Annotated in this window: 23 protein-coding genes and 1 riboswitch; of the genes, 15 read left to right on the top strand and 8 right to left on the bottom strand. The window is 43.1% G+C overall.

Annotated elements, in window-relative coordinates; all coding sequences use genetic code 11:
• The first annotated feature begins 270 nt into the window (after positions 1-270).
• From ACOOEY_RS00495 to sufU, 7 genes are read left to right on the top strand one after another with little or no spacing between them, the layout of a single operon-like run.
• A complete protein-coding gene (locus ACOOEY_RS00495) occupies positions 271-1620 on the top strand; it encodes an alpha-L-fucosidase (protein ID WP_420386700.1) in 1350 nt (449 codons plus the stop codon).
• A gap of 8 nt (positions 1621-1628) precedes the next feature.
• On the top strand, positions 1629-2228 hold the full coding sequence (locus ACOOEY_RS00490) for a nucleotidyltransferase family protein (RefSeq protein WP_420386699.1): 600 nt from the start codon (positions 1629-1631) through the stop codon (positions 2226-2228).
• Positions 2215-3354, top strand: a complete 1140-nt coding sequence (gene moeB / locus ACOOEY_RS00485; protein WP_420386698.1) for a molybdopterin-synthase adenylyltransferase MoeB — start codon at positions 2215-2217, stop codon at positions 3352-3354. The genes ACOOEY_RS00490 and moeB overlap by 14 nt, the downstream gene beginning before the upstream one ends.
• A gap of 32 nt (positions 3355-3386) precedes the next feature.
• Entirely contained in the window at positions 3387-3626 is a 240-nt protein-coding gene (locus ACOOEY_RS00480; RefSeq protein ID WP_420386697.1) for a MoaD/ThiS family protein, read from the top strand.
• A complete protein-coding gene (locus ACOOEY_RS00475) occupies positions 3626-4042 on the top strand; it encodes a molybdenum cofactor biosynthesis protein MoaE (RefSeq protein WP_420386696.1) in 417 nt (138 codons plus the stop codon). Before ACOOEY_RS00480 ends, ACOOEY_RS00475 begins: the two co-directional genes overlap by 1 nt.
• A gap of 12 nt (positions 4043-4054) precedes the next feature.
• Positions 4055-5272 carry an aminotransferase class V-fold PLP-dependent enzyme gene (locus tag ACOOEY_RS00470; protein WP_420386695.1) on the top strand — a complete coding sequence of 406 codons (1218 nt, stop codon included), beginning with the start codon at positions 4055-4057 and terminating at the stop codon, positions 5270-5272.
• Complete coding sequence (gene sufU, locus ACOOEY_RS00465; protein ID WP_420386694.1) at positions 5269-5709, top strand: Fe-S cluster assembly sulfur transfer protein SufU; 441 nt, start codon at positions 5269-5271, stop codon at positions 5707-5709. Before ACOOEY_RS00470 ends, sufU begins: the two co-directional genes overlap by 4 nt.
• Here sufU and ACOOEY_RS00460 read toward each other — a convergent pair.
• Positions 5706-6608, bottom strand: coding sequence for a Ppx/GppA phosphatase family protein (locus tag ACOOEY_RS00460; protein ID WP_420386693.1), 903 nt, complete (start codon positions 6606-6608; stop codon positions 5706-5708). The genes sufU and ACOOEY_RS00460 overlap by 4 nt on opposite strands.
• Positions 6609-6739: 131 nt before the next feature.
• On the opposite strand from ACOOEY_RS00460, the gene ACOOEY_RS00455 reads away from it, so the two are divergent.
• The 7 genes from ACOOEY_RS00455 (at position 6740) to metF (ending at position 14645) form a co-directional block, all read left to right on the top strand.
• Positions 6740-7276: a hypothetical protein gene (locus ACOOEY_RS00455; protein ID WP_420386692.1), complete on the top strand. Its 537-nt coding sequence runs from the start codon at positions 6740-6742 to the stop codon at positions 7274-7276.
• Positions 7264-8013: a hypothetical protein gene (locus ACOOEY_RS00450; protein WP_420386691.1), complete on the top strand. Its 750-nt coding sequence runs from the start codon at positions 7264-7266 to the stop codon at positions 8011-8013. The genes ACOOEY_RS00455 and ACOOEY_RS00450 overlap by 13 nt, the downstream gene beginning before the upstream one ends.
• Positions 8013-8741, top strand: a complete 729-nt coding sequence (locus ACOOEY_RS00445; RefSeq protein ID WP_420386690.1) for a hypothetical protein — start codon at positions 8013-8015, stop codon at positions 8739-8741. The genes ACOOEY_RS00450 and ACOOEY_RS00445 overlap by 1 nt, the downstream gene beginning before the upstream one ends.
• Before the next feature lie 55 nt (positions 8742-8796).
• Positions 8797-8901, top strand: a riboswitch (SAM riboswitch).
• Positions 8902-8940: 39 nt separating this feature from the next.
• Positions 8941-9966, top strand: coding sequence for a homocysteine S-methyltransferase family protein (locus ACOOEY_RS00440; RefSeq protein ID WP_420386689.1), 1026 nt, complete (start codon positions 8941-8943; stop codon positions 9964-9966).
• Positions 9967-9974: 8 nt separating this feature from the next.
• Positions 9975-10328, top strand: a complete 354-nt coding sequence (locus ACOOEY_RS00435) for a four helix bundle protein (RefSeq protein WP_420386688.1) — start codon at positions 9975-9977, stop codon at positions 10326-10328.
• Between the two features lie 4 nt (positions 10329-10332).
• Positions 10333-13512 carry a vitamin B12 dependent-methionine synthase activation domain-containing protein gene (locus ACOOEY_RS00430; RefSeq protein ID WP_420386687.1) on the top strand — a complete coding sequence of 1060 codons (3180 nt, stop codon included), beginning with the start codon at positions 10333-10335 and terminating at the stop codon, positions 13510-13512.
• A gap of 179 nt (positions 13513-13691) precedes the next feature.
• Positions 13692-14645, top strand: a complete 954-nt coding sequence (metF, locus tag ACOOEY_RS00425; RefSeq protein WP_420386686.1) for a methylenetetrahydrofolate reductase [NAD(P)H] — start codon at positions 13692-13694, stop codon at positions 14643-14645.
• Positions 14646-14927: 282 nt separating this feature from the next.
• Here metF and ACOOEY_RS00420 read toward each other — a convergent pair whose 3' ends face one another.
• Together ACOOEY_RS00420 and ACOOEY_RS00415 are read right to left on the bottom strand one after the other, a co-directional pair.
• The gene (locus tag ACOOEY_RS00420) at positions 14928-16130 is read right to left on the bottom strand and encodes an alpha/beta hydrolase-fold protein (RefSeq protein ID WP_420386685.1); all 1203 of its coding nucleotides are present in this window, start codon (positions 16128-16130) and stop codon (positions 14928-14930) included.
• 697 nt (positions 16131-16827) lie between these two features.
• Positions 16828-18588 carry a DUF885 family protein gene (locus ACOOEY_RS00415; protein WP_420386684.1) on the bottom strand — a complete coding sequence of 587 codons (1761 nt, stop codon included), beginning with the start codon at positions 18586-18588 and terminating at the stop codon, positions 16828-16830.
• Positions 18589-18851: 263 nt separating this feature from the next.
• Between ACOOEY_RS00415 and ACOOEY_RS00410 the strand changes: the two genes are divergently transcribed.
• The gene (locus tag ACOOEY_RS00410; RefSeq protein WP_420386683.1) at positions 18852-19688 is read left to right on the top strand and encodes a dienelactone hydrolase family protein; all 837 of its coding nucleotides are present in this window, start codon (positions 18852-18854) and stop codon (positions 19686-19688) included.
• Between the two features lie 160 nt (positions 19689-19848).
• Here the strand turns inward: ACOOEY_RS00410 and ACOOEY_RS00405 are convergent, their stop codons facing one another.
• The 5 genes from ACOOEY_RS00405 to ACOOEY_RS00385 form a co-directional block, all read right to left on the bottom strand.
• Entirely contained in the window at positions 19849-22230 is a 2382-nt protein-coding gene (locus ACOOEY_RS00405; RefSeq protein ID WP_420386682.1) for an FtsX-like permease family protein, read from the bottom strand.
• Positions 22231-22369: 139 nt separating this feature from the next.
• Positions 22370-23629, bottom strand: a complete 1260-nt coding sequence (locus ACOOEY_RS00400; protein ID WP_420386681.1) for an aminotransferase class V-fold PLP-dependent enzyme — start codon at positions 23627-23629, stop codon at positions 22370-22372.
• A 110-nt stretch (positions 23630-23739) separates the two neighbouring features.
• Entirely contained in the window at positions 23740-24279 is a 540-nt protein-coding gene (locus ACOOEY_RS00395; protein WP_420386680.1) for an inorganic diphosphatase, read from the bottom strand.
• Positions 24280-24542: 263 nt separating this feature from the next.
• Positions 24543-24986 (bottom strand): hypothetical protein, encoded by a 444-nt coding sequence (locus ACOOEY_RS00390; RefSeq protein WP_420386679.1) that lies wholly within the window; start codon positions 24984-24986, stop codon positions 24543-24545.
• Between the two features lie 200 nt (positions 24987-25186).
• Positions 25187-26710 carry a GNAT family N-acetyltransferase gene (locus ACOOEY_RS00385; protein ID WP_420386678.1) on the bottom strand — a complete coding sequence of 508 codons (1524 nt, stop codon included), beginning with the start codon at positions 26708-26710 and terminating at the stop codon, positions 25187-25189.
• Positions 26711-26808: the final 98 nt, after the last annotated feature.

Genomic DNA, 26808 nt, shown 5'->3' with positions numbered 1-26808 from the left:
TGATATGACAGAGGAATCCCAAACTTAGTACAATACTCAAGGGGATTACCTGCCTTTGTTCGCAGATAGGTTCGATATGTTACACTGTGTTCCGAATGACCATTGGGGGTAGATTCTTCGCTCCACTGCGTTTCGCTCTGAATGACGCTTACCGAAAAGGTTTCACTTTCACGAGTAGACGGGTTCGTCACAAATATGAGTGAAGAAGGTGTGGTGTATAAACCATTTCGTTTCCTTAAATTCATCCCTCAACCCTAATCTACCAACCGAATGAAGAAGCCTGCTTATCTGCTGCTTTACTTACTTCTGTTCACTGTGCTCTTTTCCTGTCAGCCTAAACAGCAGGCACAAGAAATTACGGAACCAACCGATCCCATGGAATGGTGGAGAGATGCGCGATTTGGTATGTTTATCCACTGGGGATTATATGCTATTCCGGCAGGTGAGTGGAAGGGAACAACCAACCATGCAGAGTGGATCAGAACTACGGCTCAGATCCCATTAGAAGAATATGATCAGTTTCTGGATGAATTCAACCCGGTGCAGTTCGATGCAGAGGCCTGGGTGAAGATGGCCAAACAGGCCGGCATGAAGTACATTGTCATTACCAGTAAACACCATGATGGCTTTGGCCTGTTTGATTCGGAGACCTCTGATTTTGACGTGATGTCAACTCCTTTTAAGCGTGATATTCTGAAAGAATTGGCTGAAGCCTGTCAGAAAGAAGGGATTAAGCTTTGCTTTTACCACTCCATTATGGACTGGCATCATCCCGATTATCTGCCTCGCAGAGGCTGGGAGAAAGACAGAACTACTGAGGGAGCAGAATTCCCCCGCTATATCGACTACATGAAGAGTCAGTTAAAAGAACTGCTAACCAATTATGGTGAGATTGGTGTACTCTGGTTCGATGGCGAATGGGAAGATACCTGGACTCATGAGGAAGGGGTAGAACTCTATAATTATGTCCGTAGCCTTCAACCTAATATCATTATCAACAATCGTGTCGATAAGGGACGCCAGGGCATGGCCGGATTGACAGCGGAAGGAGATTATGTGGGTGATTTTGGTACCCCAGAGCAGGAAATTCCAGCTACAGGTTTACCGGGAGTTGATTGGGAAAGTTGTATGACCATGAATGACCATTGGGGATACAACCAGCATGATGATCATTGGAAATCTTCCGAAACGCTGATACAGAACCTCGTTGACATCGCTTCCAAGGGAGGTAATTTTCTCTTGAATATAGGTCCGAAGGCGGATGGCACTTTCCCACAGGAAAGTATTGAGCGTCTGGCTACTATTGGCCATTGGATGGATACTTATAGTGAATCTATTTATGAGACTGAAGCCAGCCCAATTAGTGAGGTGGCATGGGGGAGGTTAACCCAGAAGAAGACTGAGGCTGGCACCAGAATCTATCTACATGTCTTCAATTGGCCTGAAGACGGACGCATCGAGCTGAATGGTTTGAAAGGAAAACTATCCGGTTCAGGTTGGGTAGCAGAGAAGTCTGAACCAATCGCCATTGAGCAGGAGGGAGAAAATTTCATTCTAACTTTACCTGAAATAGAGGCCAATGCTTATAATGAGGTAATTTGGCTGGACCTTAAAGACTAAAGTATTCTATGAAAATAGCAGCCGTATTGGTAGCCGCAGGAACATCGTCCAGAATGGGAGGGCAGAATAAAATGCTACTTCCATGGGCAGAATCTACTGTAGTGTCTGGTAGTCTCAATGAACTGGCAAATTCCAATGTGTCGGAGATAGTAGTAGTGACTGGTAGAGATGCTCAAAAGATAGAAGCGGAAATCAACCGGCAGCAATTAACTCGCACCCGAACCATATACAACCCAGACTTCGGGAAAGGACTAACAACTTCAATTCAAACCGGAATTGGCGCCATTAAGCAAGCAGATGCAGTGATGGTCTGCATGGCCGATATGCCTTTATTGCAAGCGCAAGATTATCAATGGCTCATAGATCAATTCTCAATTCAGGAGAAGAGCATTCAAGTGCCATACTTTGGTCAGCAAAGGGCCAATCCTGTCATATTTGGCCAAAGACATTTTCAGGAAATTTTGAACCACCAGTCTATGAATGGCTGTTCTGGTGTAGTTCAACAAAATCCCGATCTTGTGGTCAGGGTGCAGGTGCAAACCAATCGATTCATTCAGGATATTGACAGCCCTGAAGATTACCAAAAGCTCAAAGATGCATTTAAGTAAAGACGATTTACTGAGATATAACCGACAGATCATTATTCCTGAATTTGGTCAGTCAGGTCAGGAAAAACTGCTGGAGAGTTCGGTGCTGGTGATTGGTGCCGGTGGACTGGGAGCTCCCATTTTGCAGTACCTGACTGCAGCAGGGGTTGGTAAAATTGGGATCATAGACTTCGATGAAGTGAGCCTCTCCAATCTGCAAAGGCAGGTGCTTTTCAATACGCAGGAGCTGGGAAAGTCCAAGGCTGAGACAGCCGAAAAGAAACTCAGTCAACTGAATCCAACTGTTCAATTTAAAGTCTATAAAGAGTCGGTTAACTCTCTGAATGCTAAAGAAATATTAAAGGATTATGATCTGGTAGTTGATGGCTCGGACAACCTGCCAACACGCTATCTGGTAAATGATGCCTGCTACCTATTGGGTAAACCTCTCATCTATGGTGCGATCTTTCGTTTTGAGGGTCAGGTGTCGGTGTTCAATGCCCTTAAGGCTGACGGTTCCAGAGGACCGAACTATCGCGACCTGTTTCCCACACCACCGCCTCCTGAAATGGTACCGAGTTGTAGTGAAGGTGGGGTGTTAGGCGTTTTACCCGGAATTATTGGCTCCATGATGGCCAATGAAGCCATTAAGGTTCTTTGTCATATGGGAACCAGTCTAAGTGGAAAACTATTTGTATTCGATGCATTGGACTTTAGTACCCATCAACTCAATGTACAGGCCAACTCAGAGAACCCGCTAAGTGGAGAAAACCCAGGGATTACCGATTTAATCGATTATGAAGCATTTTGTATGGGGGAAGTCAAAGAGCAGTCTATCCGTGAAATAACTGTTCAGGAACTAAAGGAGAGAATGGAAAATGGACCTGTGGAATTGATTGATGTAAGAGAAGATTACGAATACCAAATCGCTAATTTGGGAGGTAAATTAATACCGCTGAACAAAGTGTTGAATCAGATGGATGAAATTCCCCGTGACAGAGAGGTAGTAGTGATGTGTAAGATGGGAGGAAGGAGTACAAAAGCCATTGAATTACTACAACAGGAGGGGTTTGACCAACTTATCAACCTGAAAGGTGGTATCAATGCCTGGCAAAAAGAAATTGATCCACAAATGACCGCCTATTAGGCTTGATTGATCAATTTGAAGGAAAGTATTAGATGAAAGTAAATATTACAGCATTCGGCATAGCGAAGGATATTATTGGTAGCAAACAGGTGGCCCTGGATGTTGAGGGTGTGCAATTGACACATGTACGTGAAGCATTGACACAACAGTTTCCGGATTTCGGCAAGCTGGCCTCATTGAAGTTTGCAGTCAATATGGACTATGTGGAAGATACATATCAACTGAAGGAAAACGATGAGGTGGTTTTAATACCACCTGTAAGTGGCGGATAATGGATAAAATCTATATCACAGAAAACCGATTAAACACTCAGGCCTGTATAGATCAGGTGGCCGATGATGGGTGTGGCGGCCTGGTGGTTTTCGTTGGCAATGTGCGTAACAAGACTAAAGATAAGTCGGTACAATACCTTGATTTCGAGTCGTATATACCGATGGCCTTAAAGGAAATGGAGAAGATTGCTACAGTCGCAATCGAGCGATGGAATCTTCACGATATGGCTATCCACCATCGCATTGGTCGCGTTCCAATAGGTGAAGAAGCTGTAGTGATAGCCTGTTCTTCAGTACATCGTAAAGAATCTTTTGAAGCCTGTCAGTATGCCATCGACACGTTGAAGGAAACAGTGCCGATCTGGAAAAAGGAAGTATTTGAAGATGGGGAAGTATGGGTATCAGCTCATCCGTAAATCGTTTATTGCATGGACATTTCACAGATCAAATCACAATTCCCCATTTTTCGTCAGCCAACGCCTAAGGGGAATGATTTTGTGTATTTAGACAATGCGGCTACTTCCCAAAAGCCTCAGTGTGTGATCGATGCTATTACGAGATATTACAGTGAGGAATACAGCACGGTAGGCAGAGGGGCATACTGGCCGGCAAGCATTAACACTGCCCGGGTAAACGAAGTCAGGTCTAAAGTCAAAACGTTTCTCAATGCCGCTTCAGAAAGAGAAATCGTGTTTACCTCGGGAACAACCGATGGCATCAATAAGGTTGCGCGTAATTTCCTGGCCCCGAGACTAACAGCCGGTGATCATATCATCATTTCGGAAGCAGAGCATCACGCTAACCTTATTCCCTGGCAACAGCTATGCCTCGAAAAAGGAGCAGAACTAAAGGTAATTCCTGTTTTGGAGTCCGGTGTGCTCGATGAGAGCTGGTTGGCAAGTCATTTAAATGATAAAGTGAAATTACTGGCCGTTTCTGCCTGTTCCAATGTGCTTGGTATTAAAAACGACTTAAACAGTATGATCTCTTTAGCTCACGAAAAAGGGATTCCTGTGCTGGTTGATGCAGCACAGACACTGTGTCATGATCGGGTAGATGTCATGTCGCTTAATTGTGACTTTTTGCTCTTTTCTGCACATAAGATGTTTGGCCCGACCGGGGTGGGTGTGCTTTATGGTAAAGCGCAATGTCTGGAACAGATGAAACCATTCAATTATGGAGGTGGAATAGTCAAAGAAGTGACTATGCAAGGGAGTAGCTTTCAAGACTTACCTGCCAAACATGAAGCGGGAACGGCCAACATTTCTGGCATTTTGGGTATGGGAGCTGCACTGGACTTCATTCTTTCACTGGACGAGAAGGAAACAGCAGCACACCTTAGTGACCTGACCTCATATGCTCTGGACCGATTGGAGAGCATTGAAGGCTTAAAAATTATGGGAGGGAAGGACCACAAAGCACCCCTAATCTCTTTTACGCTGGATGGAATACATCCGCATGATATCAGTACTTTTCTTAGTGAAGAAGGTATTTGTGTCAGAGCGGGACATCATTGTGCGCAACCATTGATGCACAGATTCCAGATTCCGGCCAGTATCAGGGCTTCTTTTGCAGTATACAATGACCGTAAGGATATTGACCGTCTATATGAAGCATTGTTGAAAACTCAATCATTCTTTCTATGACAGAGCGAATTCAGTCCCTTTATAAAACCCATATTCTGGAACTGGCGAAAAAGGCTGATCAACCTTCGAAACCAGAGAAATATACTCATGAGTTGCAGGCTTATAATCCACTTTGCGGAGACAAATTCGTCCTCTATCTCAACATAGTAGGAGATTCAATACAGGACATTGGTTTCGAAGGCTACGGCTGCGCTATCTCAAAAGCCTCTACCGTACTACTGACAAAAGTATTGAGGGGGAAGGCCATCTCTCAAGTGGAAAATCTAATCAAGCTCTTTATGGAATTGACAGATGAAAGGAGCGCGAAATCTCCGGAGGAATTATTCTCGGAAGATGAGTTCCTGGCATTTGCTGCGGCAAGGGATTTTCCCGAAAGAAGAAACTGTGCTACATTAGCCTGGACAGAGTTAAAAGATCAATTAGACGAACTGGCTTAGTCTTTTAAGGGAATTACGCTTTGCTTCACATGCTTTTCGAACAGCATGTGCATAATACCATCTTTCAAACCGACATCAGGGACCTGTATTCTTTGAATATTAGCCGATTGCATGGCGTGTAAATAGATATCTGAAGCAGGAAGAATAACATCAGCCCGGTCCGGGTTAAGGTGCAGTTTGAATATCCGTTCCTCCAGTGTATGGTTAGACAGGTGCTCCTGAACTTCCAAAATGGATTCGATCCTCAGAATCCTAAGCTTGGATTTGGTGCCTGAAAGTTCATATATCTTGCTAATATTTCCGCCAGTACCAACGGCCGTAATGCTGCCCCTATGGCCTGAAATCTGTGTGTTGATCCATTGACTCATGCGCTTCTTGACGCTCTTGGGAGAGTCGTTTTCCATGGTCCGCACTGATCCAATCTTGAATGACTCAGATTTCATCTTTTGTCCATTCTTAATCACATTCAGCTCAGTACTACCACCACCCACATCAATATGTAGAAAGGTGCCTTTGCCCAGCCTCTCCATCACCACGCGGTTAATAAGCTCAGCCTCTCTATCTCCGCTGATGATGTTAATCTTCAAACCCATTAGTTCCTTTACCTGCTGCACTATTTCACGGCCATTCTGCGCTTCTCTCATGGCAGAAGTGGCACAGGCATAGTATTCATCCACTTCATATAGGTCAATAAGGATTTTAAAGGCCTGCATCAGGCGAATGAATTTATCTTCCTGCTTTTTGCCAATCTTCTTCAGTTTGAAAACATCCTGACCAAGGCGTAGGGGAAACCTCACGTACTCTAACCGCTTGAAGTAGTGCTGACCTTCATAGGTCATGACGTGGGTCACCTGAAAGCGAATGGCATTAGATCCAATATCAATGGCGGCTAGTTTCATAGAAGCAAGTTACGAGGTATTCAGTTTATGTCAGTCTCATTAGGTTCATTAATAACTGTTCTTTTTGCCATTAACAAATTCATAACTCATGTACTATTGTAAATGCAACAATGTTTCATTTAATTTATAACATGCGCATACATCCCTTTCTCATTTTTCTCACTGCCTGGTTGTTGGTTGGCTGTATTAATAATCCACCTGATTTCCCAGAAGAAGACATATTGGGGTATAAACCGGTTTATTCCACCGACAATAACAATGAAGTAGAACTCCAGACTTCCAGAACGATTGACAATCCAGGGCAGATGTATGTCAAGGGAGAGTTGCTACTGATTAATGAAATAGGTGAGGGCCTTCATATCATTGATAATGCAGACCCGGCCAATCCGATTAATCGAGGGTTCCTCAAAGTAAGAGGATCCGAGAATATGGCTTTGAAGGATGGTATTTTATATATCAATCAGTTTAACTCACTGCTGGTGATAGATGTAAATGATATCCAGAACTACCAGGTTTTAGCGAATCATGAATCCGTACTCGATGCGAGTCCCTATGAGCTCCCTGTACCACCGGTTAATGGTTACTACTTTGAGTGTGTAGACCCTGAGAAAGGAGAAGTAATTGGATGGCAGTTAACCACTATAAATAGTCCACAATGCTACAGATAAGACATTATTTAATCTTCGCACTAGTGGTAGCCCTAGTAGCTTGTGAGGCTGACAGCAACGATTTTACACCTGATTTGGGAGGCACAGGTACAGCAGGCTCCTTAGCCAGATTTACCATTGTGAATAATAATCTATTGGTATTGGAGTCTCAGAAGATTCTTCAATATGAAATAGTGGCTTCGGGAGACCTGAGCTTCGTTCGCGAACTTAATTTCTTTGCGAGTAACCTGGAGACCATCTTCCCTTACGGTGATTATGTTCTGGTAGGCAGTAGTGACCAGGTTTATTTTCTCAATTTCGATGCTCAGAATAACCTTAATTTGCTTTCGAGTTACGAGCATATTACGGCTTGTGATCCTGTAGTAGCTGCCAATGGGGTGGCCTTTTCAACACTCAGGTCAAGTAATTGTCGATTCAACAGTAATGAAGTCCTTGAAGCCATCGACATTTCTAATATTGAGTCGCCACAATTAATCAAGAGCTATCCTTCAGAAGCACCATATGGTCTGGCGGTGAACGAAAATAATCTTTTTGTCTGTGAAAGAGGTGGTGTGGCCATGTATGACGTATCAAATCCTGAAAATATTCTACTTAAAGGTTATAAAGCCTTCCAAAATGAACTTCCTCTTGATGTGATCCATACGAGCGGTTACCTGATAATAAGGACCGATAAGCATATCTACAATATGAGCTACACTTCGTCAGGCGTATTGGAAATCTTAGCCCAAATTGACTAATGAGGAAATTCTACCTATTGCTTTGTTGCTTTAGCGTGTTCCAATGGGGTACAGCTCAGTATTATGAGCAGGAGGGGAAAGACAGTCTCTCCGCTATAATTCCGAAGCTGAGTATCAAATACTTTCCTTCACAACTTTTGGGTCATTTTCAGTCACACATGGTCGGTGCAGAAGTCAGGTTGAAAAGTCACATAAGCCTCGAAGCCCGGTATGGACAAATTCTGGATAGTGAGGTCTATACTTATGATGAGACCTATTTTGCCAATAAATCTGGATTTAAGTCTTCTCTTCTTGTCAAGTTTTACCTGGATGGGTTGGAAGATGGAGGAGTCATTCCATCGATACTTAATTACAGCTATTCAGACCGGAATCTAAAGCCATACTTTGGCATTGAGTTGTTCTATAACCAAATTGATTTTGAGCGTACCCGTACCTTCGAGTTAAGTTGCGGAGATGACTGTTCCTATTTCAAACAGGCCACCTATGGGATAGGTCAAAAGCGATGGGGTGGAAGAATACAGATCGGTTTCTTAAGTCCAATTGCGGGACCGCTTTTTCTGGACTGCTCTGCCGCTTTAGGTTATATGCTTTTTAAGACCGATCCAGATAGCAGAAAGCCAATGAACTACGAATTTCAATATGGGTATCTTCTGGATGCTGAGAGTGATTCCAGACTGGTTCCGGCTGTTGACCTCAACATCAAACTGGTCTTCAATATCCTCAGGTAAATCAATATTATGTTGATTTCTTATGTGACTACATAAAGTTTCATTTACTTTGTGATGCTTATCAAGAAAGACGGAGGGACTAGGCCCGTAGATGTCTTAGCAACCTGGGTAATACCTGGTGCTAATTCCTAGCCTCGAGGCATCGGGGAAAAGATGAGAGTGATCCTTCCAATTTCTCGGTAAGCCTAAAATTCAGCAAATGGCTTACAAAATCGAGGAGATACTCAAACAAAGAATATTGGTTTTAGATGGTGCAATGGGTACCATGATTCAACGGCATACGCTGTCTGAAGAAGATTTCAGAGGAGAGCAGTTTAAGGATCACCCCTCGCCATTGAAAGGCAATAATGATTTACTTTCCATTACACGTCCAGATATCATCAAAGATATTCACAGGCAATACTTTGAAGCAGGTGCAGACATTGTAGAAACCAACACATTTAGTGGTACTACAATCGCTCAGGCTGACTATCATATGGAAGAGGCTGTTTATGACATCAACTTTCAGTCTGCGAAAATAGCTAGAGAGGTAGCTGATGAATTCACAGCCAATGAACCGGATAAACCCAGGTTTGTGGCAGGCTCAATGGGGCCAACTAACCGACTGGCTTCCATGTCTCCCGATGTGAATGATCCAGGCTATCGCAATATCGATTTCGATCAATTGAAAGAAGCATTCAAGAAACAAGCTAAAGGTCTATTAGATGGCGGTGTCGACCTTTTTCTGGTTGAAACCATTACTGATACACTCAATGCCAAAGCAGCATTGTTCGCTATAGAGGAGTTGTTAGATGAGGAAAAGAAAAGGGTTCCTATTATGGTCTCTGGAACTATCACAGATGCCAGCGGAAGAACTCTGTCAGGACAAACAACTGAAGCGTTTCTGATTTCCATTTCTCATATTCCGATTCTTTCCATCGGCCTGAACTGTGCTTTGGGAGCGGCTCAACTACGTCCTTATCTGGAAACGCTTTCCACTAAGGCCCCCTTCCATACAAGTGCTCACCCGAATGCGGGACTTCCCAATGAATTTGGTCAATATGATCAGAGTCCGGAAGAAATGGCGGTTCAGATTCGTGATTTTCTTCAGGAAGGTTTTCTAAATATAGTTGGCGGTTGTTGTGGTACGACTCCAGAGCATATCCGGCTTATCGCACAGGAAGCGGCAAAAGTGACACCAAGGTCGGTTATCGGTCAACAGTCAATAGTCGATAGTCAAAAGTAATTAAGCATATGGCCTTTAAATTTGAAGATTTACGAGTTTGGCAAAAAGCGCTTGACTTAACTGAAGAAGTCCATAGACTAACACTGTCCTTTCCAAAGAATGAGATGTTTGTTCTAACAAGTCAAATAAAAAGAGCCGCTGACTCAGTGGCACTCAATATTGCCGAGGGTAGTACCGGTCAATCTGATAAGGAGTTTGCCCGTTTTCTTGGGATAGCACTCCGGTCAGGAATAGAAGTAGTTTCTTGCCTTTATATAGGTCGCAGAAGAGAATTAATAGGAGAGGAGCAGTTTGAAAAGCTTTATAACCATTTGACAGAAATTACAAAAATGATTCAAACACTAAGAAATTCACTCAAGTAAGACAATGGACCATAGACAATCTACTGTTAACCAGAATAATAGAGTTACCCTAAGATTATCAGGCCTGGAGCCTTTGATTGTTACCCCTGAGAGCAACTTTGTCAATGTGGGTGAACGTACTAATGTGACTGGTTCGAAGCGCTTTGCAAGACTTATCAAAGAAGAAAAGTATGACGAAGCACTGGAAGTCGCTCGCGATCAGGTGGAAGGAGGAGCACAAATCCTAGATGTCAATATGGATGAAGGAATGCTCGATGGTAAAGAGGCCATGGTCAAATTCCTTAATCTGATTGCTGCTGAACCCGATATAGCCAGAATTCCAATAATGATTGATTCTTCCAAATGGGAAATCATTGAAGCTGGACTGAAATGTATTCAGGGTAAGGGTGTTGTGAACTCTATTTCACTGAAGGAAGGGGAAGAGGTATTTAAAGAGCATGCCACAAAAGTAAAGAGATATGGTGCGGCTGTAATTGTAATGGCCTTTGACGAGAAAGGACAGGCTGACACTTACGAAAGAAGAATAGAGATCTGCAAGAGGTCATATGATATTCTGGTTAATGAAGTAGGCTTCAACAAACATGATATCATTTTCGATCCGAATATATTTCCTGTAGCCACGGGGATTGAGGAGCATAATAACAATGCCGTAGATTTCTTCAGAGCCACCAGGTGGATTAGAGAAAACCTGCCCGGTGCTCATGTGAGTGGTGGTGTAAGTAATGTATCATTCTCATTTAGAGGTAATAATCCGGTTAGAGAAGCCATGCACTCGGCTTTTCTCTACCATGCCATTAAAGAAGGTATGGATATGGGTATCGTTAATCCCACTATGCTCGAGGTATACGATGACATTCCGAAAGACCTGCTGGAAAGAGTAGAGGACGTTTTACTGAATAGAAGAGAAGATGCTACTGAACGATTACTCGACTTTGCTGAAACGGTAAAGGGACAGGGTAAAGTTCAGGTTAAAGACAATGCCTGGAGAAATGATACAGTTGAGAAAAGACTGGAGCATGCACTGGTAAAAGGAATAGTAGAATTCATTGATGAAGATACCGAAGAAGCCAGGCGAAAATACCCAAAACCATTGCATGTCATTGAAGGTCCATTGATGGATGGAATGAATGTGGTGGGAGATTTATTTGGGTCTGGAAAGATGTTTCTGCCTCAGGTGGTAAAGAGTGCCAGGGTAATGAAGAAGGCTGTAGCCTATTTGTTGCCGTATCTGGAGGCTGAGAAGAGAGCAAACCGACAGCTATCTGCTGAATCCAGCCCCATCCCGTCCTTCCCCAAGGGGGAAGGTGATACACCTTCCTTCCAAACAGCCGATCCGGAGAGTTACGAAAAATTAAAGGAGTTTGCCCAGGAATTGCGCAAGAATGAAACGGAGGCGGAGAGGATACTTTGGGCCAATATCAGGGATGGCCAATTGGATGGATTTAAATTCAGAAGACAACATATTATCGGTAAATACATTGCAGATTTTGTTTGTCTCAAATTGAAATTGATCATTGAAATTGATGGTTCAATTCATCAATTACCAGAGGTAAAGGATAACGATCAGTTCAGAACAGAGTGGCTGGAATCTCAGGGGTTCAAAGTAATTCGGTTAACTAACCGCGAGGTCATTTCGCAATTAGAACGAACAAAACTGATGATCACCAATAAGTTATGGCAAATCGTTGAAGAAACATCTCCCACTTTGGGGGAGACCGAGAGGGGGCAAGATGGTGCGCCAAAGATTCTTCTGGCAACAGTCAAAGGAGATGTTCATGACATCGGTAAGAATATTGTCGGTGTTGTACTGGCATGCAATAACTTCGATATAGTTGATTTGGGTGTTATGGTTCCGGCCGAGAAGATTCTGGATGCCGCCATAGAACACAAAGTAGATTGTATTGGTCTCAGCGGCCTTATTACGCCATCGCTCGATGAAATGGTGCATGTGGCTAAAGAGATGGAGCGTAGAGGCATGCAGATTCCACTGATGATTGGAGGGGCTACAACCAGCCGTATTCATACTGCTGTGAAAATCGATCCGGTCTATTCAGGTTCCGTGGTCCATGTGCTGGACGCCTCAAAATCAGTTCCTGTGGCAGGTGAACTCATCAGCAAAGAGACCTACAAAAATATTTATTCAAGGGTAAAGGATGAATATGCTCAGTTGAGAGAAGGTCATGCTAACCGCAAGCAGGTCAAGCACTACATTTCATTGCAGGAAGCACGATCCAACAAAGTAAACATTGACTGGTCAACCAAGCAGTTCATTAAACCTGAAAAACTCGGCAATCAGGTATTCAATGATTATTCTATTGAAGAAATCAGTCAATACATCGACTGGACACCATTCTTTAGTACCTGGATGCTTAAAGGCAAATTCCCACGAATTCTGGAAGATGAGGTAATCGGAACAGAAGCACAAAAGCTTTATCACGATGCACAGGAAATGATCAGGCTTGTGATCGAAAAGAATCTCTTATATGCCAAGGCGGTTGTTGGTCTATATCCAGCCAATGCTATCGGAGATGATATTGAGGTTTATACCGATGATTCGAGAGATGAAGTGCTGAAGACCTTCCACATGCTTCGTCAACAGGGGAAAAAGGGATCAGGTATACCCAATATTTCACTGGCTGATTTTGTAGCACCCAAAGGTGAAGGTAACGACTATATAGGAGGCTTTGCAGTCACTGCCGGTATTGGTATTGAACCTCTGCTGGAACAATATGCCAAAGATCATGACGATTATAATTCCATCATGATCAAAGCAGTAGCAGACCGTATGGCAGAGGCCTTTGCTGAACTCATGCATGAAAAAGTAAGAAAAGAGCTGTGGGCCTATGCCGCTACTGAATCCCTGGATAATGATGCTTTGATTAAGGAAAAATATCAGGGAATTCGCCCGGCTCCTGGCTATCCGGCCTGCCCTGAACATACCGAAAAGGGAATCCTTTTCGAGTTGCTGGAAGTAGAGCAAAATACCGGGATTAGTCTGACAGAATCATACGCTATGTATCCTGCTGCGTCCGTTTCAGGCTTCTACTTTATGCATGAAGAAGCCAAATATTTTGGGCTGGGTAAGATTGAAAAGGATCAGGTTGAAGATTACGCAAGCCGTAAGGGATGGACAGTTGAGCAAGCTGAAAAATGGCTGGCTCCTAGCTTAAGCTATGATGTTTAGAAGTCGGGATGTGTTGAAGTTAAAAGTGCCTGAGATACTGAAATGACAATGCTTTAAGAATCAATGAATAACACGCACTGATTAAATATTTAAGAAAGAATGACAAACAAGGTTGAGATCAGGGATTGTTAGATAGAACATCAACACATCCAAACATAACAACCTCGAAACGCGATAAAATGAAAGTCACCGAACATATAAGAAACGCAAAAGGTAAGACGCTCTTTAGCTTTGAAATTCTTCCACCTGTAAAGGGAGAAAGTGTACAAAACATCTTCGATGCGATTGATCCCCTCATGGAATTCAATCCACCTTTTATAGATGTCACCTACCATAGGGAAGAATACATGTACAAGAAGCGTGAGAATGGCCTTCTGGAGCGCGTAACTACCCGAAAGAGACCAGGTACGGTTGGGATTTGTGCAGCCATTATGAACAAATACCATGTGGATGCCGTGCCTCATATTATTTGTGGCGGCTTCAATAAGGAAGAAACAGAAAATGCCTTAATAGACCTCGACTTCTTAGGGGTTGACAATGTTTTAGTGCTTAGAGGTGATGCTATTAAGTCGGAGGGAAGGTTTATCCCGGACCCTGAAGGTCATTCTTATGCCAGTGAATTGTTACACCAGGTATTGGAGCTCAATCAGGGTAAATACATGCATGAAGAAGTGACCCGAAACCCAACTAATTTCTGTATTGGGGTGGCTGGTTATCCAGAGAAGCATTTCGAGGCACCCAGTTTGAGAACCGACATGAAGTATCTTAAACAAAAGATCGAGATGGGAGCGGAGTACATCGTAACCCAAATGTTCTTCGACAATAAGAAATACTTTGAGTTTGTTGACAAGTGTCGCGCCAATGGTATTGAAGTTCCTATCATTCCAGGCTTAAAGCCAATCACTACGCTTAACCATATGAGTATTCTGCCCAGTGTCTTCCATGTGGATTTACCTGATGATTTAGTCGATGAACTGGATAAATGTCACGACAATGCAGCAGTAAGAGAAGTGGGAATTGAATGGGCTATTCAGCAATCAAAAGAATTGATGGAAGCTGGTGTTCCCGTACTGCATTACTACACCATGAGCAAGAGCCAGGTGGTGAGAAGAATTGCTGAGGGGTTGTTTTAAGTTTTCAGCCCCATCTCCTGTCTTCCCCCGAGGGGGAAGATGGTACCGAGTGCAACTATGAGCATTGTGGTTTAACTCCCGCAGAATGTGCTGTCCCTCTCCAATGGGGAGGGATCTGCTGTGTCTTGACTTTCGCTAGATCTTTCGTTTCACTCAAGATGAAAAGGAGGGAGCTCAGAGAAAAGATAAGGCCCCAACTGATGGTTGACTACAACCCAACATTTCAATAAGGGGATTATTGTTTAAAACCCGTAACGCTCATTTAGGACAGGCAAGATGACTTTATTCCTTTATCCTTTCAATCGCAATCATTAGATCCTGTTCTTGGCCCAGCTTGTATTTCTTTGATACTTCGATGGCCAGTTCATAGGTGGAGATAGCTTTCTCCATTTGACTGGTCTGCTCGTATATCCTGGCCAAATAAGTTAATAGGCCAATATATTTAGGATATCCGGCAATGGCTGTTTTGAGTATGGTGATAGCGCCTGATGAATTTCCGGCATCTAATTGTTGAGCCACCAGGTTGATATAATCACCCGCTGGCCTTCTGGTTTGTGGACCATACTTTTGGGTCAGTTGGTTTTCACTTTTTAGGAAAAGAGAGTCCTGGTAGTTGTTGGTGAGGGTATCACTGATTCGTAAGTCAGCAAAGATAAACTTCAACCCATAGTAGTTTAATAATAGCCTGGAAGCCATATGGTCTTCATCTCCAACCTCTTCATGAAACCACCTGAAGTGCTCCGGCTGACTTTCTTCAATTACATCCACAAATCGTTTCAACTCCTGACGCATTCCCCAACCATCGTTGCCTCCAATACCGAAGTAAACGGTCTTTTCCAGAGCGGCATGGGAAGTAAAAAACTCCTTGGCCTTTTGGGTCATTTTTTCATTATTCCACCAGAGGGCAGGAGCTTCAATGATGAGTGCATCAAATATTTCCGGACTATCCATCAATGCAAAAACACTGAATAGGCCTCCAAAGGAGTGGCCTTCAAGAATCCTATAGGGATGTGTCCTGTAATTAGTTTCTACAAAGGGGATCAGCTCTTCTTTCATGAATTGAAGGAATGAAGGAGCCCCACCACTTTGAGGTATGCCTGCATTGCCGGCACCTCCATACATATTTTCTCCGGCTCTGGAAGGAGTCAGGTCTCTTGATCTATCCAGACTCTCGATCCCCACAATGATTAATGGTGGAATAAGGCCCGATTCGGTAAGTAACTCGACTGTTCCTATGGTATGCTTAATGTTCTGTAAACCATCAAGTACATAAAAAACAGGATAACCCGCCTGACTTTCTTCATAACCATTGGGGAGTGATATGATGACGGGTCGGTCTTCCTGGAGTATTTCAGACTTCACAATTCGCTGAGTACCCAAACCAATGAGCCTCTGATCATTGGTTAGCTCAATTCTATCTGCTAATTGAGCATGTACAAGATTTTTAATAATGAATAGGGATAGAAGTATAAGTGCCTTTCTCATTTGCCAGCCGTTTTGATGTATCTGTTTTGAACGTACAAAACAGTAACACAAAAATGATCAGGCCAGCCTTTGAATGCTTGACACTTCAGGCCAATACTTTAACATTTGGTGCCTTCTTCTAGGCGATTTCTATTGACTTAATATACATGTAAATAGCTAATGCTAAAACTGAAGGTAAAATTGACAGGAAGACTTTGAATGTTAGTCGCAAGTCTGGTTTACTGGCATTCGCTTTTCCTGAAATCACGTATAGAAGTAGCGCGAGAGTGACCAAAATCAACATCGGGATGAAGACTGCTGTCTCTAGGTTGACAACTGACATGATCAATATAATTAAAGGCCAAGGGGTTACAATTAATGTAAATATCCTAAGTAGCCTTAGTCCGACATTTGGGAAAAAGAAATGAAGCCAACTTAGGATGATAAAGATTGTTAGCCCACCATAGATGCAGCAATAAATCAACCAGTCAAGGTATCTATGAGTATACATTGGCCCTAATGGTATTGCCATTCCTAAAAAACCTATAATTAGAGATATAATGTAGATTAATAGGTGTCTCTTCATTATCTAAATTAAGGTTAGTAGATCATAACCTGAAACAAGCTCAAGGTGACAGATAGAAACTTTCATACACTGGAATATAGAACTTGACTTAAGGTTTCCTCTTTTTGAGAAATAGAACTACATCAAAGCATTTCAATACTTCTTCATACTCTCTGTATTCAACTGGTTGTTGTAAAACTTCCAATTGGTTTCAAAGTTCTTGCTCAGCTTTTGATCGGTAAGAATTGCGCGTACCATTTCAACGGGCATGGCATTTTCTTTCATTACGGCATCATGGAAGTCTTTCAGGCTCATCTTTCCACCATCTACCAATTCTCTTTTAAGTGCATAGAACTGCTGGCCTCCAACCATATAGGCAATCTGATAAAGCGGACCATAACCACCTGTGAATGATCTTCTTACTTCACCTTCTGCATTGGCTCTTTCATGTCCGACTCGTTCTACCAGATAGTCTATACATTCCTGAGGGGTCCAGTTACCGAGATGGTAGTTAAGGGAGAAGATGATTCTGGCACACCTGTGCATTCGCCAGAACAGCATACCAATTCTGTCCTCTGGTGAACGAGGAAAATCCATATCCCAGAGCAAGAGCTCCCAGTATAGCGCCCAGCCCTCAGTCCAGAAAGGAGTACCGAAGAATCGATAGTCTTTGTAACGGTTGTTCATAAACCTTTGTAAATGATGTCCGGCAATCAGTTCATGATGTACAGTGGATCTTGAGAAATGTGGGTTATTACCGCGCATACTCATCATCTTATCATCATGTTCCATCTCATCAGTCGGGTAGGAGATTTGCAACACTTCGCCACCCAGGAAGAACGGGCTAATCAATTGTCTTTCCGGTGGAATCATGGTCATTCTCCAGGTTTCTTCAGCAATCGGAGGAATAGAAATCAGATCATTGTCTTTCAAAAAGGCCACTGATTGATCGTAAAGCTCCAACATGGCCTCAGGCTGTTGACCAGCAGGCACAAAAGACATTTTTACTTTTTCCTGTGCGGCTCTCCAGTCATCACCAAAGCCCATTTCCCTGGAAGCCTTCAATAATTCTTCATCACACCAGGCAAATTCCTTCATGGCCATGTCTACCAATTCTTCCGGAGTGTAAGGAATCATCTCATTCTTCAGTTGTCTGATGAGTTCAACACGTCCAATAGGATTACCAATAATGCCGCTGCCATCATCGGCAGGCTGTGTCTTAGGGTCTACTTTCGACTGAATCAGTTTTCCATAATCGTTTAGTTCTTTCGTCAGCTTTTCATAAGGCTTAGTGATCCACCAACCAAACTCTGGATCATAACCATTATAGAATTCATAGACACTTCTAAGTGCCTGTACATGACCTCTCATTACTCCTGAAGCTCTATCTGTTAAATGCTTAGGGAATACGGTTTGGCCTTTTTTAAGTCGTTCTGAAGTAATTTGAAGCTGCTCTGTTATCTCATTCAGTTGAGCAGCAATATCTTCAGAGTCCAGGTGCTTTCCTCGTCTTCTCAGCTTTTCAATTTCGTAGATGGGTTCAGCGAAAGATACCCACTGACTCATGGCATTGTATTCCTGCTCTTCCTGATTCAGCTGATAGAGATTGTCATCAATGTATTGTTTGATCAGCAGGTAGTCTACCTGGCCATTTTGTGAAAGGCGATTGAAGTTATTCTGCTCCAATTTCTTCATATAGTCATTGAAGAATTCCTGAAAACGGGCTCTTCTTTCCGGAGAGTTCCTGATGGCATAAAAGCGTGCTAAACTGCCATAGTCAGCTCTTAATTGAGTAGCAAGGTTATAAAGTTCACTGACCTGCTCGGCAGGAGCAGTGTTTTGTCGAGCGCTGGCCAGGTTAAGGTTTAGTCCTAAAAGGAAGGTGACTATTAGGATTCTGGAGTAATACTTCATGTCTGACTGAATTAAGGTTGATTGATGGTAAACTACCGGAAAGCCGTCAATAGATGCAATGATTATTTGAAGTGTGGTTATAAATGAATAAGAATGACAGGCTCAATTTGATGGGTTATTTTTCAAGTTCATGATTATGCTCAAGACCATTATATATTACCTGATCAATTACTTCCAAAAACCCATGATCTCGCATTTCCTCCGTGAACTAAAACGATTTCATATGGTTATTTGATTGTAATCAACGATTAACTAAGACTAATATGAAAACAATCGAAAAATCACTTTTAGGTGTTCTTTCTCTGCTCATGGTAGCCTGTGGGAGCGCTGAAAAGTCCAATACAGAAAATACACAGGAGCCTCAGGAGCCTAAGGTCAGTGGAGTAGAAGTAACCTACAATACAGACGCCACTGAAATGAAAGGCTACATAGCCTATGATGAGAATATGGAAGGGAAGCGTCCCGGTATTCTGGTTGTGCACGAATGGTGGGGGCATAATGATTATGTGCGTGAAAGAGCCGATATGCTGGCTCAGCAAGGTTATGTGGCGATAGCTGTAGACATGTATGGCGAAGGAAAACAAGCCGGTCACCCTGATGATGCAGGTAAGTTTGCCGGAGAAGTCTTTGCTAACCTAGACGAGGCTAAAGCCCGTTTCGATGCTGCGTTGGAAACCTTGAAGAATGATCCGCATGTAGATGCCAGTCAAATTGCTGCGATAGGCTACTGCTTTGGTGGATCTGTAGTACTGAGCATGGCTGATGCTGGTTATGACCTTGATGCAGTGGCCGCCTTCCATGCCGGTCTTGACTTGCCAATTCCTCCTTCAAAAGATATTAAAGCCAAAATACTGGTAGCCAATGGAGCTGATGATCCATTTGTACCTGCGGCTTCAGTTGCTTCCTACAGAGCAGCAATGGATTCAGTGGGTGCTGACTATAAGTATGTGGCTTATGATGGTGCTGTGCATGCCTATACCAGCCAACAGGCTGATGCATTGGGAGAGGAATTCAACCTTCCTTTGGCTTATAATGCCGATGCTGATAAAGCCAGCTGGAATGAGCTGATGATGCTTTTACAGGAAATATTCAATAAATAGAGGCTAAGGGTTAACTGATATTGGGGTAACGTCACCCTGAATTTATTTCAGGATCTCCATGCTGACTGATGCTGGCTATGAACTCTGAAACAAGCTTGCCTTTTGGTAAAGACATTTTCTGAATGACAAGACCACTTGCTTTATCAGTTAGCCCTTTCTCTTATTCTGCCCTAAGTACTTCCGCAGGGTTCTCTCCTGATCGTTTGAGTACTTCAAATGAAATGAGGAATAGGGGAATAAGTAGCGATAGAGCAACCGCTACTGGTAATATATACCAACTGCTTGCACCGCTAATTCTGTAGGCATAGTCATTTAGCCAGCTATTGCTTAGCCAAACCCCAAGAGGAAGAGCAATCAGATTGGCTATGAGAATAATGGTCAGGAACCCTCGGGTCAATATCCAATTGAGGTTTAGTATTTCAGCTCCTAGTACTTTTCTCACTGCAATTTCCCTGCGTTTACGGCTGATACTAAAGCTGGTCAAGGCGACAAGTCCAACAAGAGAGAGGACAGAGGCGATAAGGCTCGACCAGCTCACCAGCTTGGTATTTCTTTTTTCATTGCTGTATAATTGTTCAAGACTGTCATCCAGAAAGAAGTAAGACATGCTATAACTGGGGTCAACTTCCACCAGAATATCCTCTAAACTGTTTAGTGCCTGGCTCATTTGGCTGCCATTGGCTCTTACAGCCAACTGCATGCGGTAGGGGTGATCTAATGAAATCATTAATGGCTGAATCTTATACTTAAGAGACTGATAGTGATAGTCCTTCATCACGCCAATGATGGGTCCCTTACGATTACCCACCACCATTTGCGCATTGATTGGGTTTCCACCTTCTGAGAAGAGTTGCTTTACGGCAGCCTCGTTAATCATGAAGGCATTTTCATCCGTTTTGAGTGAAGGGTCAAAGTCACGACCCATGACCAATGGGATTTCAAAAGTCTCTGCGAAACCTTTAATCGTTCTGATTTCAGCGATACCCATGGCAGAGTTAGGATCATGCCCCTCTAAATAGGCCACCTGACCACTGGTGCCACTTCCAGGAACCGCCTGTGTGATGGCAAATTGCTCTATTTCTGGCAGTTGTTCCAGGCGAGATTGAATGACATCAATGTTTTCTTTGAGCATTTCATTCATATTATCAACCACTACTACATGTTCCTGATTGAAGCCCGGATTAGAGCTGATCATGTAATTCATCTGGAGCTTGAAAAAGCCGAGATTAATAAGCAATACAATCGCGATGACAAACTGAAGACCCACCATGATTTGCGTGGTCATATTCTTACCCTTTACATGGATAGCCTGACCTTTGAGTATTTTATTGGGATTGAATGATGAGACTAAAAGCGCTGGATAAATACCGGCCAGTAAGCCGAGCACAATAGCCGCAGCGATCAGGATTCCGGCAAAATAGAACAAGTTTAAGCTGCTTAAAGAGGCTTCAATTGATAAGGCTCTGCCGACAGGATCAATTAACAGGCTTACCATCAACAGGGATACCACCAGAGACAACAGACTCAGCAAAACGGATTCGATCAGGTATTGTTTCATCAGGCTTTGGCGATAAGCACCCAAGACTTTTCTGATTCCAATTTCCTTAATGCGCTTCTCAAAGCTGACTGTAGAAAGATTGATGAAGTTGAAAATAGCAATGAGCAGAATCAACACATCAATCACAGCCAGAATACGGATTGTCTCAATATTACCTCTTTCAGGGGAAGTACTGATGTCGGAAGAGTAGAGGTGAATGTCGCTCAGCGGCTGAACAGTATTGTGTACATCTGAAACAAAGCTGGCGAAGCGCTTAGCCATGGCCTCGTCATAAATTTGCTCGACTTGTTCTGTGACAGCTGAGGCATCTGCACCCTTCTCATATAAGAGATAAGTCCAGAATTCCAGTCCGCTTTCATTGGCCAATAAATCCCAGTCTGGCTCCATTTGGCCAGAGAGAAGTATATCGAATTGCAGATGGGATGTTTTTGGGACATCAATAACTGCCAGCAATGGATAAGTCTTTCCGTCTATTACCAATTCCTTCATATCTGAAGGCACCTGACCAAACAAAGAGACAGCCAGTTCTTTGCTCATCACCAGTCCACCCGCATTAAACGACTCCTGGCTGACCGGTCCTGTGAGCGACTGATAGCTGAAAAGGTCGAAGAAGCTATCATCTGTATACAGCAATGTATTACTGAGATAGCTGTTATCGTTCCAAATAATGTCCTTTTGTCCGCCCCGAAGAATGCGAACGGCATTCGCAATTCCTGGAACCTGACTAGACAGGGAAGGAGCAAGGTTACCGAAGGAGATGGCCGTTTTTGCGACATATCCATCGTTCGTGGTATAGCCTGAAACTACCCGGTAGATGTTGTCTTTTTTGGTGTGAAACTGATCGTATCTCAGTTCATGATTGATGAACACGAGCAGAAGAATGGAGATAGCTATTCCCGTAGATAGACCGAGAATATTGATAGCCGAAAAATAAGGTTGCCTTTTTAGAGACCTCCAGGCTGAAATAATAAAGTTTCTGAACATGACAGTTTGAGTTTGATTGACCTAAAGACTCACAAAATCGTCAATCGTAACTTAAACCAACATGATTTTTATCATGTCACTGTTGCTAAAATGAAACAGATCAATGAGTTGCATATAGCTTTTAAGCTAAACAGCCTCCTTAAGCCATTGCTTTTAATGCATTGACAAACTTGTCCAGTTCTTCAGTGGTGGTGTAGACATTTGGTGTGATTCTACATCCATGTACTCCGGCACCGTCAATGGCCACTGTCCAGATATTGTGTTCATCCAGAAGCTCCTTAGACATATCTCTGGGCTTCATGTTCTTAATACCTACATTGGCAATAGCACAGGAGCGGTCACTGTCAGTTGGTGTATTGATGACAATATTATCGATTCCCCGAACCTTATCTACCCAATAGTTCTGTAGGTAGCGCAAACGGGCCTCTTTGCGCTGAATGCCGATCATCTGATGATATTCTATAGCGTCCATAATGGTGAGATCAGTAGCTACCGGGTGCGTTCCCGTATGATTTAATCTTTTGATAGCACCGGGGTCTGTTTTTCCTTCAGCCATCAGTGGCCAGATCTGATCAATCTTATCCTTCTTGACATAAAGAAAACCTGCTCCCAGCGGTACACTAAGCCATTTGTGCAAACTGGTACCATAATAATCACAATCCAGCTCTTTCATATTGAAATCAATATGAGCGAAGGCATGAGCACCATCTACCATGACTTCAACGCCCAGACTATGCGCCATGTCGCAGATCTTTCTGATGGGCAGCACATGACCGGTAATATTGATCATATGACAAACCATTAGGAGTCTGGTTTTTGGCGTAATGGCTTTTCGGTAGGCTTCTACAATCACCTCATCCCTGGACGGGTCCATAGGCACATCAATGGCCTTGAGCACAATGCCTTGCCTGTCCTTCACCTGCTTGAACATATTCAGCATGGCACCATAGTCCTGGTTAGACATAACCGCTTCATCACCACGTTTCCAAGGATAACCCTGAATGACAGTATCTAGTGATTCTGTGGTATTACGGGTGATGATGAGTTCATTACTATTACAATGGGCGAGGTTAGCCAGGGCAGCAGCCGAATTGGCCTTATTGTCCCACTGCACAGTTCTCATATAATAAGAAGCCTGATAATTGACATCTCGGATTCTTTGCAGGTACCTTTCCAGTGTGGGTTGTGGTAGCATACAATAGTAGCCATTCTCCAGATTGACATACTCCGGCTTGAGGAGATAGTCCTTTCTGATTTTAGCCCAGAAATCTTCATTCTGAGCAAACTCCAATGGACTTTGCCAGCTGTAGTGATCAGATAGTTTCTGTATTTCCTTGAAGAATGGTGTGGAAGCCAATGAGACACCCATCAGGTTCTTGAGAAAGGTTCTTTTGTCCATGAGTTCTGATTAGAGCCAGAAGATAGGCCTAATCAGTTTTGATGACAAACTTTTTTTCACGAACCGACTATCGAACTTCGGCAGAATACCTTGACTTCCTGTTGGTTATGTTAACCAAACTTGACCTGATAGTCTTCTATACTTTTGCGAATAATGGCTTTGGCAGTGGCTGCATTCTGAAAATCTTCCACTTCAACAGTCTTATTCTCAAGCTTTTTATAGTCCTCAAAGAAGTTGCGCAGTTCTTTGATAAAGTGAGCTGGAAGTTCTGAGATGTCATCGAAGTGTTTCACTGACATATCGTTGTTGGCAACAGCGATAATTTTATCATCCATTTCACCACCATCCAACATGCGCATTACGCCAATCACTTTGGCTTCCACCAGGCACATAGGCACAATGGATATCTGAGAAAGAACCAGAATATCCAATGGGTCATGATCATCACAATAGGTCTGGGGAATGAAGCCGTAATTGTGCGGATAATACATGCTGGAGTAAATTACACGATCCATTTTGAGCAAACCCGTCTCTTTATCCAGCTCGTACTTAGCCCTTGTGTTCTGAGGGATTTCGATGATGCCGTTTACTACTTCAGGAGCGTTTTCTCCAACAGATACTTTATGCCAGGGGTTATTCTTATCTATCATTCTTAAACCTTTCCGCAAAGGTAAGTAATGCCTCAAACTTAGGCAGGTTGAATCGGCAACCTTTATCAGAAATTTCAGGGGTTAGAGATATTAATGGTAACTGTCTAGATCTATCAATTGGCGGGAGTGACCCTCATAGAGAGATCGATTAATAAACGACAATCCACCCTCTACACCCCCGCCAGCGGGGGATAGCCAAATCCGATACAGTATGAGTTTGAATATTGCCTCAATACAACATACATGAGTTCATCAGTAGGTGACTATACCGGTAAGTAATGGTGGTGAACAAAGCGATTCCAACCTTTCTTGGTTTTGGATTCAACTATCCAGTGAAAGCCTTCCTTTTCGTCAGGCCAATAGACCTGTCTGGCATATCCGGCTGGCATTTGTGCCTCAAAGCAGATGGCTTCCGGGTGGATGTCATCGGCAGTCGCTAAAAAACCGTGAGCCTGTTTACCATCTGATTGAAACGACCAAAAGTTGACCTCCTTCTGCCCATTTACTCCGAAAAGAGTCAGGTCTTCATAATCCAGATTGGCAGCAGTCCAATGCGCTTTTAACTCAATGTATTTACCTTGCAAGCTGTGAGAAAATGTTCTTGTGCATTGCAGGTTAGGCCTTTCTTTCGAATCTTCCCTGGCAATCCAGCTACCAATAAGTGGTGCAAACATACCCAACTTTCCTCTTCCTTTTTTCCAGTTCATAGTCATAGATTAAATCAGCTCAAAGTAGGAGAGATGTCGATAAAACACGCTCATACTTTCGGGTGAAGTTTCATATCTCAAAGAGATGTTCTCCTTCAGGAACCAGTCGAAACCACATCAGCCTTGTTGTCCCTAGTTGTAGGGTGGAGAAATAGATATGAGTGTCTGTTCCTGATATCTGATTTCAGACTTAAACCAACTTAGTTCTTTTTCAAACTAAAGATATCGGTTCTTCTGTCCTTGAGGTTTTTGACACTACCCACATTGTGAAGTTCTGTGAGCAGATCAAGGTCTACATCAGCTATAACGATCATCTCTGTATTTGGAGTGGCTTCTGCCTTTATACCGTTAGTCGGGAACTGGAAGTCGCAAGGTGTAAATACCATGGACTGAGCGTATTGAATATCCATGTTATGGACATTAGGTAAGTTGCCCACACTGCCGGCTATGGCTACATAACACTCATTTTCTATCGCTCTGGCCTGTGCACAATGTCTCACACGGGAATAGCCGTTTTGAGTATCTGTCAGGAATGGCACAAAGAGTATATCCATACCTTCATCGGCCAGCAGGCGTGGTAGTTCCGGAAACTCAACATCGTAGCAAATGAGGATACCAATCTTACCACAGTCAGTATCGAAGGTCTGAAGCTTAGTTCCACCATTCATGGCCCAGACCTTCTTCTCATCAGGTGTGGCATGTAGCTTCTCATAGCGATCGATTTTACCGTCTCGCTTACAGAGGTAGCCAACATTGTAAAGCTTGTCATCAACTACCTCAGGCATACTTCCCGCAATGATATTGATGTTATAGGCTACAGCCAGGTGTGAGAATTCCTCTACAATATCAGGGGTGAACTCTGCCAGTTTTCTAATCGCTTCGGGCTCACTGAGGTGGTTGAATTCAGCCATTAATGGCGCATTGAAGAATTCAGGAAAGAGAGCAAAGTCGCTTTTGTATCCACTTAATGCATCAATGAAGTATTCCGCATTGAGCAACAACTCCTGTAGTCCGTTATAGGAACGCATTTGCCACTGTACAATACCGAGTCGAACAACGGTCTTGGTGATGGCCGCACTTTTTGATGGTGCCTCGTAGTAGATATTATCCCATCGCAAAAGCACCGCAAACTCATTACTGGCTGCATCGCCTTCGAGGTAACCCTTTAGAATAGAGACCGGATGAAAGTCATTGGATATCTGGAAGTTCAATACAGGGTCGTGTACCTCTTTCAGGCGCACTTTCTCTATGTATTCCTTAGGACTGAATTGATCGGCATATTTATAGTAGTTCGGTATTCTGCCACCAAAAACGATTCCCTTCAGGTTAAGTCGCTCACACAGATCCTTTCTATAATCATACATTCTGCGACCAATACGCATGCCTCTGAACTCTTCCTTAATAAAGACTTCGATTCCGTAGAGCAGGTCGCCACTGGAGCTATGTGTATTGAAAGTATAGTTGCCGGTTATTTGTCTGAAAGTATGTTGCTCTTTAAAGCCACGAGACTTCACCATAATGGAGAGGGCACAGCCGGCTATCTCTCCATTCACCTTAACAACGATTTGTCCTTCAGGGAATTTATTAAGCAATGATTGAATATGATGTTCACGCCAGTAAGCATCGGGCATACTGGAATAGGCGCTGATCATGGCCTCTTTGAGTTCCTGGTAGTCTTCTATCTTAAGAAAGGAGAGCTCAATGTTCTGAAATGTCTTATCCATAAATTAGTTGGAGTAATTCCGCATCTATATTAACAAGAAGTCAGCCCAAGGTTCCTGAATTAGCTAAATCTTTTTTTATCACTAAATGAAGATGGTCG

It is taken from the genome of Roseivirga sp., from assembly GCF_965216855.1.
Classification (GTDB): Bacteria; Bacteroidota; Bacteroidia; order Cytophagales; family Cyclobacteriaceae; genus Roseivirga.
Note: the sequence above shows the minus strand (reverse complement) of the source record. Positions and strands in the feature narration are given on the sequence as shown.